Consider the following 9,363-nt stretch of genomic DNA (forward strand, 5'->3'; position numbering starts at 1 on the left):
CATGACCCACTTTTATCCCACCCCCGAACATGAACGCCTCGCCCGCGAAGGCATGTACCGGCCTGAATTTGAAGGCGATGCCTGCGGTGTGGGTCTGGTCGCAGCGACCGATGGCAAGCCGTCCCGGCGCGTCGTGTCCTCGGCCATTGATGCGCTGAAAGCGGTCTGGCACCGGGGCGCAGTCGATGCCGATGGCATGACCGGTGATGGTGCCGGTCTTCACGTCGATCTTCCCGAGCGTTTCTTTGACGATGCGATTGCCGACAGCGGTCACAAGGTCCGCCCCAACCGGCTTGCCGTGGGCATGATCTTCCTGCCGCGCACCGATCTCAATGCGCAGGAATCCTGCCGCACCATCGTCGAGGCCGAAATCATCGAATCCGGTTACACGATCTACGGCTGGCGTCAGGTGCCAGTGGACGTATCGGTGATCGGCCCCAAGGCACAGAATACCCGGCCCGAAATCGAGCAGATCATGATTGCCGGTCCGATGCCGGACAAGCAGGACGCCCGCGAATTCGAGAAAAATCTCTATCTCATCCGCCGCCGGATCGAGAAGAAAGTCATCGCCGCGCAAATTCAGGATTTCTATATCTGCAGCCTGTCCTGCCGTTCGATCATCTACAAGGGCCTGTTCCTCGCCGAATCGCTGTCGATATTCTATCCCGACCTGACCGATGACCGGTTCGAAAGCCGGGTCGCGATTTTCCACCAGCGCTATTCGACCAATACATTCCCGCAATGGTGGCTGGCACAGCCGTTCCGCTGCCTTGCCCATAATGGCGAGATCAACACCATTCGCGGCAACAAGAACTGGATGAAGAGCCATGAGATCAAGATGGCGAGTCTGGCCTTTGGCGATCACAGCGAGGATATCAAGCCGGTGATCCCGGCCGGTTCCTCCGACACGGCCGCTCTGGATGCAGTGTTCGAGACCATCTGCCGCTCCGGCCGTGATGCACCGACCGCGAAAATCATGCTGGTCCCCGAAGCCTGGCAGAATGACCCGGATATCGATCCGGCGCATCAGGCGATGTACGAATATATGGCCAGCGTGATGGAACCATGGGATGGTCCGGCAGCATTGGCGATGACCGATGGCCATTGGGCTGTTGCCGGCGTCGACCGCAACGCCCTGCGTCCGCTGCGCTATTCCCGCACCATCGACAATCTGCTGATCATCGGTTCCGAATCCGGCATGGTCGTGGTCCCCGAAAGCCAGATTATCGAGAAAGGCCGTCTCGGGCCCGGACAGATGATCGCGGTCGATCTTGATGCAGGCGTCCTGTTCAAGGACCGGGAACTCAAGGACCGGATCGCTAGCGAGGAACCTTATGCCGATCTGGTCAAGGGATTCCAGACCGTCGATGATCTGCCACCGGCACCCGAAAATTCCGGCATGGGCTTTTCCAAGGAAGAGCTGATCCGACGGCAGACCGCCGCCGGCCATACGCTGGAAGATATGGAAATGATCCTCGCGCCGATGGTCGAGGATGCCAAGGAAGCGATCGGATCGATGGGCGACGATACGCCGCTCGCAGTGATCAGCCGCAAGCCGCGCCAGATCAGCCACTTTTTCAAGCAGAATTTCTCGCAGGTCACCAATCCGCCGATCGACAGCCTGCGCGAACGCCACGTGATGAGCCTGCGCACGCGCTTTTCCAACCTGGCCAATATCCTCGAGCAGGACAGCCAGAATGAAGATGTCATGGTACTGGATAGTCCTGTGCTCAGTTGCGCCATGTGGGAGCGGCTGAAACTCGGCTTTGGTGACGCCGTCGCACAAATTGACTGCACCATGGCAACCAGCGGAAACGCGATCGAACTGCGTGATGCGCTCGCCCGGATCCGCGCGGAAGCGGAGCAAGCGGTGCGCGCCGGAAAGACCGAAATCTTCCTCACCGACGAGGATATTGACGAAGACCGGATGGCGATCTCGATGGTGATCGCGACGGCAGCGGTGCACACGCATCTCGTCCGCAAGGGGCTGCGCTCCTACGCTTCGGTCAACGTCCGGGCGGCGGAATGTCTCGACACCCATTGCTATGCGGTTTTGATCGGTGTCGGCGCGACCACGGTTAACGCCTATATGGCCGAAGCAGCGATTTCCGACCGCCACGCTCGTAGTCTGTTCGGCGATCTGACTCTCGACGACTGCCTCGAACGGCACAAGAAAGCGGTCGATGACGGCCTGCTCAAGATCCTGTCGAAAATGGGCATTGCGGTTATTTCCAGCTATCGCGGCGGCTATAATTTCGAAGCCGTCGGCCTGTCGCGCGCCTTGTGCAACGACCTGTTTCCCGGCATGCCGACCAAGATTTCCGGCGAAGGCTATGCCTCGCTGTTCATCAACGCTCAGGAAAAGCATGAAGCGGCCTTTGAACCAGCGGTCGTGCGCTTGCCGGTCGGTGGTTTCTACAAGCAGCGCGATGGCGGCGAAGCCCATGCATACGGCGCTCATATGATGCACCTGCTGCAATCGGCGGTCGCCCACGACAGCTATTCGTCCTATCTCCAATTCTCCCAAGCGGTGCGCGAGATGGAGCCGATCTATCTGCGCGATCTGATGGAATTCAACTACGCGCCGGCACCGGTGCCGATCGACGAGGTCGAGGCGATCACCGAAGTCCGCAAGCGGTTCAACACGCCGGGCATGAGCCTCGGCGCGCTGAGTCCCGAAGCGCACGAGACGCTGGCCATCGCGATGAACCGGATCGGCGCGAAATCCGTCTCCGGCGAAGGCGGCGAGGAAAAGCGCCGCTACAAGCCTTATGAAAATGGCGACAATGCCTCGAGCCCGATCAAGCAGGTCGCCTCCGGCCGCTTTGGCGTGACATCGGAATATCTCGGCGCCTGCGAGGAAATCGAAATCAAGGTCGCCCAGGGCGCCAAGCCCGGCGAAGGCGGCCAGCTGCCTGGTTTCAAGGTCACCGAATTCATCGCCAAGCTACGCCATTCGACGCCCGGCGTGACCCTGATCTCGCCGCCGCCGCATCACGATATCTACTCGATCGAGGATCTTGCCCAGCTGATCTACGATCTCAAGCAGATCAACCCGCGTGCGCAGGTTTGCGTGAAGCTGGTGTCATCGGCCGGTATCGGCACGATTGCGGCAGGCGTGGCCAAGGCCCATGCCGATGTCATCCTGATCTCCGGCAACACCGGCGGCACCGGCGCATCGCCGCAGACATCGATCAAATTCGCCGGAACTCCCTGGGAGATGGGACTGTCGGAGGCCAATCAGGTACTCACCCTCAACGGCCTGCGCCACCGGGTAAAATTGCGCACCGACGGCGGGCTCAAGACCGGCCGCGACATCGTCATCGCCGCGATCCTTGGCGCCGAGGAATTCGGCATCGGTACGCTCAGTCTGGTTGCGATGGGCTGCATCATGGTCCGCCAGTGCCACAGCAACACCTGCCCGGTCGGCGTCTGCGTCCAGGATGAAAAACTGCGCGAAAAATTCACCGGCACCCCGGAAAAGGTAATCAACCTGATGACCTATATGGCCGAGGAAGTGCGCGAGATACTGGCGCGCCTTGGCTATCGCTCGCTTAAGGAGATTATCGGGCGCACCGAACTGCTTCGGCAGGTCAGCCGTGGGGCGGAGCATCTGGATGATCTCGACCTCAACCCGATTCTCGCCAAGGTCGACGCCAAGGACAGCGAGCGCAGTTTCAATCTCGAGACTCACCGCAACGAAGTGCCGGACAGTCTCGACGCGGAAATGATCGAAGATGCCAGGCCGGTGTTCGAGCGGCGAGAGAAAATGCAGCTCACCTATACGGTGCGCAACACCCATCGCGCGGTCGGGACCCGTTTCTCCGCAGAAATTACTGCCAAATATGGCATGAGTGTCCTGAACGAAGACCATGTCCATATCCGTTTGCGCGGATCAGCCGGACAGTCGCTCGGCGCGTTTCTTTGTCAGGGGATCACGCTGGAAGTGTTCGGCGACGCCAATGACTATGTCGGCAAAGGCCTGTGCGGCGGCAAGATCGTGATCCGCCCGATGGTCAGCTCGCCGCTGGTCAGCCAGGAGAATACGATCATCGGCAATACCGTGCTTTATGGCGCGACCGCCGGCCAGCTATACGCGGCCGGACAGGCGGGCGAACGTTTTGCGGTGCGCAACAGCGGCGCGGATGTCGTGGTCGAGGGCTGCGGCGCCAATGGCTGCGAATATATGACCGGCGGCAATGCCGTCATCCTCGGCTCGGTCGGTAGCAATTTCGGCGCCGGCATGACCGGCGGCATGGCCTTCATTCTCGACACCGAAGACAATTTCGGGAAAATGGCCAATGGCGAAAGCATCGTCTGGCAACGGCTCGACAGCGCTTATTGGGAAGGTCATCTGCTCTCGCTGATCCAGCGGCATAACAAGACCACCGACAGCAAATGGTCCGAAGCGATCCTGCGCGACTGGGACCGTTGGCGCGACCGGTTCTGGCAGGTCTGCCCCAAGGAAATGGTCAGCCGGATCGGCCATCCGTTATCGGATAAAGAGGTGATCGAAGCGGCGGAGTGACGGTCCTTCGAGATATGTTTGTGCGGCAAGAACCACAACATGCTAGGCTGGCTCTCACCAGTCCACAGCCGGAGCCAAGCCATGCCCAAGATCACCCCCAACTACGTTGAAATGAAAGCCAGCGATCTACCCGCTAGCAAAACCTTCTACGAAAAAGCCTTCGGCTTTGCCTTCACCGATTATGGCCCGGACTATGCAGCGGTCGAAGGCGGACCGGTACAAATCGGCATTGCGGCAGGATCAGAACCGGTGGCTCCTATGCCCACATTCGAAAGCGACGATCTCGAAGCATCGCTCGCGCAGGTCAAAGCGGCAAATGGCGAAATCATCAAAGAAATTTTTACCTACCCCGGCGGGCGGCGGTTCGAGTGCCTAGATCCGGCCGGAAACCGGCTGGCCGTTTATAAGCCGGACTAGACTGCACTCCGTTACAAATGTTTACGCGGCGGCATCGCAGGTTCAGCAGAGACTAAGCCGAAATCTTCTATTCCGATGTTATCGATGAAAATCTGAAGGAGGATCGCTCATGCGTCGCTTTACCTTATCAATATTCACAGCCTCGCTGATCATAGCAAGCCCGGCGCTTGCACGGGAACAGCAACTCGAAGCAGATACGATCGAAAGGCTCAATGATCCGGTATTTCACGACAATATGGTCTTGATGATGTCCGGTTTTATGGCAGCGATGATGGATCTTCCGATTGGTAAATTTGCTCATGCAATGGACAAAGCGCTACCCGAAGAAATGCGGCGCGACGGCGATTCCCCGAAAATTGATCCCGACGCCACGCTGGGCGATCTGGCACGGAATGATGACCCCGACTTTGATCGCGATGCAGAAGAAAAAATGCGCCGGGGAACCGCAATGATGGGGATCATGGCCTCGGAATTTGGCGCGCTTCTCCCGCAGTTAAAGGCGATTGGCAACAGGATGAAGCGGCGGATGGAAACGACACAATGATGCTGCTTTCAACCCGCAACAGCACAATGTGTCTGACAGGCATCAAAGCTCTTCCACAAATGCATATTCGCGACTAACACCAGCGCCATGTGGCAGTTGTACCAATTCCCTCTATGTCCGTTTTCCCGTAAAGTCCGCTTGTTGCTGGGCGAGAAATCGGTCGGCTATGAGCTTATCCGCGAATCGCCGTGGGATCAGCGCGACGAATTTCTGTCAATGAACCCGACTGGCCGGACCCCGGTCATGAAACATGCCGAGCGGGATATCCATTTAGTCGATAGTATCGCGATCTGCGAATATATCGAGGAAACCGTCGAAAAAGTCCCGATGATCAACGGCACCGCAGTCAACCGGGCCGAAATCCGGCGACTGGTAGCCTGGTTCGACGAGCAGTTTTACGGCGATGTCACCGCTCCGATGATGCACGAACGGATGCACAAGAGACTGGTCCGGCGCGAACCGCCCGATGCCAAGGTCTTGCGCGAAGCGATGCGCCGGGCGAACGTCCATCTCGACTATATCGACTATCTGATTGACCACCGCAGCTGGCTGGCCGGGGCGACGATGAGCCTTGCCGACCTTGCGGCAGCCGCCCAGATTTCGGTCGCCGATTATCTTGGCGCGATTGACTGGGCCGGTCACGAGCAAACCAAAGCGTGGTATGCGATGTTCAAATCGCGACCTTCGTTCCGGCCATTATTGTCCGAACGGATGGAAGTGATCGCGCCGCCGCCGCATTATGAAAAAGTGGATTTCTGAAATCCTTTGGAATGCCGCCGCTTTTCGGAGCGTCGACCACTAAAGCGTCTTGATCATCTGCACCTTGTCCATGCCGGGCGCAAAACCGTCTTTCTCGACCTGCGCGGCGGCAAAACCCAATTTGACGAAAAACGGCGCAACCATGGGCGTGGTGAACAATTCCACTTCGGAATAATCGTCCGCATCCGCGATCGCCTGCAATCGATATTCGGCGAGCAGGCGCCCCAGTCCCTGGCCATGGCAATTGCGATCCACCATGCCCCAGGTGAAGCGCGCCTGCCCGCGATCTTCCTTGGCAAAGCCGCCGCAGCCGATGACGGCTCCATCCCGTTCGAGAATGAAATATTCTCCGCCGGGATTGTCCAGAAATGCAGCAAAATCCTCGCGCTCGGTGGAATCAAAAAATTCCGAAACATTGCTGTCAAATATTGCAAGACACGCCGGTTTATCGGCAACTACATAGGGCTGGACCTTAGCAATCAGCTTTTGACGACCGTCATCAGATAGTTGAGCGCCAGATTATCAGACAGAGAGAAACCGCTCGCCGGTCCATAGGATATCCCGGTTGTATCAATCGCCTGGAGACCCGCAGAGCTCAGCATCTTCTCCAACTCTTCCGGGGTGATGAATTGGTCATGATGATGAGTCCCGCGCGGGATTTGCCCGGTCCGTTCTGCCAGCTCCACCAGCATTAGGTTCGACAAGGCGGTGCGATTGGGCGTCGAGATTATCATCAGGCCATTATCAGCCAGAGCATCCGCCAGACCATTGATAAAGCCCTGCGGGTCGTCGACATGTTCGAGCACCTCCAGCGAGGTCACCAGATCATAGTCTTTGCCGCCAAAACTCTCGATTGCTTCGTTGCGATAGTCGATATCCAGCCCTTGCGGTCCGGCATGCGCCATTGCCACGGCGATATTTTCCGGCGCTGCATCGAGGCCTGTCACCTTCGCGCCCAGTCGCGCCAGCGGCTCGCATAGCAAGCCCGCGCCGCAACCGACATCGAGGGCTTTCTTGCCCGCCAGCGGCCGCAACTGACTTGAATCGACATCGAAATGCAGATCAATCGCTTCGCGTATATAGGTCAGGCGCACCGGATTCAGCCGGTGGAGCATCGCCGAGCTACCCTTCGGATCCCACCATTCCGCCGCGAGAGTGCCAAAATGCGCGGCTTCCGCCGGATTGATCGTGCTACTTGCCTTTGTCATGGCCCCTCTTTATCAGGATTTTCGATCCTGTTCAGGCCCTTTTTAACGAAAGTTTTCCCGACAATATTATGGCACGCATAGTGATGAAATTTGGCGGCACCTCAATGGCCGGAATCGAACGCATCCGCCGGGTGGCGCAGATCGTCAAGCAACAGTCCGATGCCGGCCATGAAGTGGCCGTGGTCGTCTCCGCCATGGCGGGCGACACCGACCGTCTGGTCAATTTCTGCCGCGAAGCCAGTTCACTCTACGATCCGGCAGAATATGACGTGGTCGTGGCTTCGGGAGAACAAGTGACCGCAGGCTTGCTGGCCGTTGCGCTGCAATCTCTGGGAGCAAAGGCGCGGAGCTGGCTTGGCTGGCAAATGCCAATCCGGACGATCGAGGCGCATAGCAAGGCACGGATTGACTCGATCGATGCAGAAGCCCTGACCGCCGCTATGCAAAGCGGTGAAATCGCCGTAATCCCCGGCTTTCAGGGTCTGAGCGAGGAAGGCAGGATCACGACTCTGGGCCGCGGCGGATCCGATACCAGCGCGGTCGCGATAGCGGCAGCGGTCAAGGCCGATCGCTGCGATATCTACACTGACGTCGATGGCGTTTACACAACCGACCCGCGGATCGTGACCCGGGCGCAAAAGCTCAATAAGGTGACGTTCGAGGAAATGCTCGAACTGGCCAGCGTTGGCGCGAAAGTATTGCAGACCCGCTCGGTCGGACTGGCGATGAAAGAAGGCGTGCGCATTCAGGTGCTATCGTCCTTCACCGACGAAAATACCAACTGGACCGCCGACGATCTGCCCGGCACGATGATCGTCAGCGAAGACGAAATGGAGATAGAAGATATGGAACGGAAGCTGATCACCGGCATCGCCCATGACAAGAATGAAGCCAAGATCACCCTGACCCGCGTGCCCGACAAACCCGGCGCGGTTGCCGATATTTTCGCGCCGCTCGCCGATGCCGCGATCAACGTCGACATGATCATCCAGAATGTCGGTCGCGAGAAAGGCGAAACCGACGTAACCTTCACCGTGCCCAGCGTCGATCTCGACCGGGCGATGCAGGTATTGGAAGGCGCACAGGAAAAAATCGGCTTCAACCGCCTGATCCCCGACACCAATGTCGCCAAGATATCGGTTGTCGGCGTCGGCATGAAGAGCCATGCCGGTATCGCCTCGACGATGTTCCGCGCGCTGGCCGATCGCGGCGTCAATATCCAGGCGATCACCACATCGGAAATCAAGGTCAGCGTGCTGATCGAGGAAGATTATACCGAACTGGCGCTGCGCGTGCTGCACACGGCCTATGGGCTGGATGCGGTGGACGCGGCCTGATCATCTCCCTCCCCGTCAAGGGAGGAACTTCGGGGGGCGGAGTCCTAGCAAACTGCCCCTCTCTCAACCTTCTCCCCTGACGGACAGAGGGCTTTAGAAAGAAACTGAATGACCCAATCCAAACTCCAGCATCTCATGCAACGCGGCACCGATTTTCTCGGCTGCGAAACCGCGATCATGTGCGGGGCGATGTCCTGGGTATCGGAACGCAATCTGGTCAGCGCGATTTCCAACGCAGGCGGCTTTGGCGTGATTGCCTGCGGCGCGATGACGCCCGACTTGCTCGACACCGAAATTGCCGAAACCAAGAAGCTTACCAACAAGCCGTTCGGGGTCAATCTGATCACCATGCATCCCGACCTGATGGCGCTGATTGCGGTCTGCGGCAAACATGCGGTGACCCATGTTGTTCTCGCTGGTGGTCTGCCACCCAAGGGGAGCCTTGAAGCAATCAAGGAAACCGGCGCGAAAGTGATCTGCTTTGCTCCCGCCATGGCGCTGGCCAAGAAGTTCGTCCGTTCGGGCGTCGACGCGATTGTCATCGAAGGCATGGAGGCTGGCGGCCATATC

The 9,363-nt window shown here is 58.5% G+C and carries 8 protein-coding genes; 6 read left to right on the top strand and 2 right to left on the bottom strand.

Features of this window, described 5'->3' with window-relative positions; genetic code table 11:
* Window position 1 precedes the first annotated feature (1 nt).
* From gltB to V7680_RS09350, 4 genes are all read left to right on the top strand, one after another.
* Window positions 2-4,528 carry a glutamate synthase large subunit gene (gltB, locus tag V7680_RS09335; protein WP_335653021.1) on the top strand — a complete coding sequence of 1,509 codons (4,527 nt, stop codon included), beginning with the start codon at window positions 2-4 and terminating at the stop codon, window positions 4,526-4,528.
* 81 nt (window positions 4,529-4,609) lie between these two features.
* On the top strand, window positions 4,610-4,945 hold the full coding sequence (locus V7680_RS09340; protein WP_335653022.1) for a VOC family protein: 336 nt from the start codon (window positions 4,610-4,612) through the stop codon (window positions 4,943-4,945).
* Window positions 4,946-5,054: 109 nt separating this feature from the next.
* Window positions 5,055-5,489 carry a hypothetical protein gene (locus tag V7680_RS09345; RefSeq protein ID WP_335653023.1) on the top strand — a complete coding sequence of 145 codons (435 nt, stop codon included), beginning with the start codon at window positions 5,055-5,057 and terminating at the stop codon, window positions 5,487-5,489.
* An 87-nt stretch (window positions 5,490-5,576) separates the two neighbouring features.
* Window positions 5,577-6,248: a glutathione S-transferase family protein gene (locus V7680_RS09350; protein ID WP_335653024.1), complete on the top strand. Its 672-nt coding sequence runs from the start codon at window positions 5,577-5,579 to the stop codon at window positions 6,246-6,248.
* Between the two features lie 39 nt (window positions 6,249-6,287).
* Here the strand turns inward: V7680_RS09350 and V7680_RS09355 are convergent, their stop codons facing one another.
* Window positions 6,288-6,731 carry a GNAT family N-acetyltransferase gene (locus V7680_RS09355; RefSeq protein WP_335653028.1) on the bottom strand — a complete coding sequence of 148 codons (444 nt, stop codon included), beginning with the start codon at window positions 6,729-6,731 and terminating at the stop codon, window positions 6,288-6,290.
* Window positions 6,728-7,456: a bifunctional 2-polyprenyl-6-hydroxyphenol methylase/3-demethylubiquinol 3-O-methyltransferase UbiG gene (ubiG, locus tag V7680_RS09360; protein ID WP_335653025.1), complete on the bottom strand. Its 729-nt coding sequence runs from the start codon at window positions 7,454-7,456 to the stop codon at window positions 6,728-6,730. Before ubiG ends, V7680_RS09355 begins: the two co-directional genes overlap by 4 nt.
* Before the next feature lie 68 nt (window positions 7,457-7,524).
* Here ubiG and V7680_RS09365 point away from each other — a divergent pair, with 68 nt between their 5' ends.
* Entirely contained in the window at window positions 7,525-8,793 is a 1,269-nt protein-coding gene (locus tag V7680_RS09365) for an aspartate kinase (RefSeq protein ID WP_335653026.1), read from the top strand.
* 108 nt (window positions 8,794-8,901) lie between these two features.
* Window positions 8,902-9,363: NAD(P)H-dependent flavin oxidoreductase (locus V7680_RS09370; RefSeq protein WP_335653027.1), on the top strand; the 462-nt coding region annotated here is incomplete at its 3' end.

The sequence above is a fragment of the Parasphingorhabdus sp. genome, from assembly GCF_036963705.1.
Lineage (GTDB): Bacteria > Pseudomonadota > Alphaproteobacteria > Sphingomonadales > Sphingomonadaceae > Parasphingorhabdus.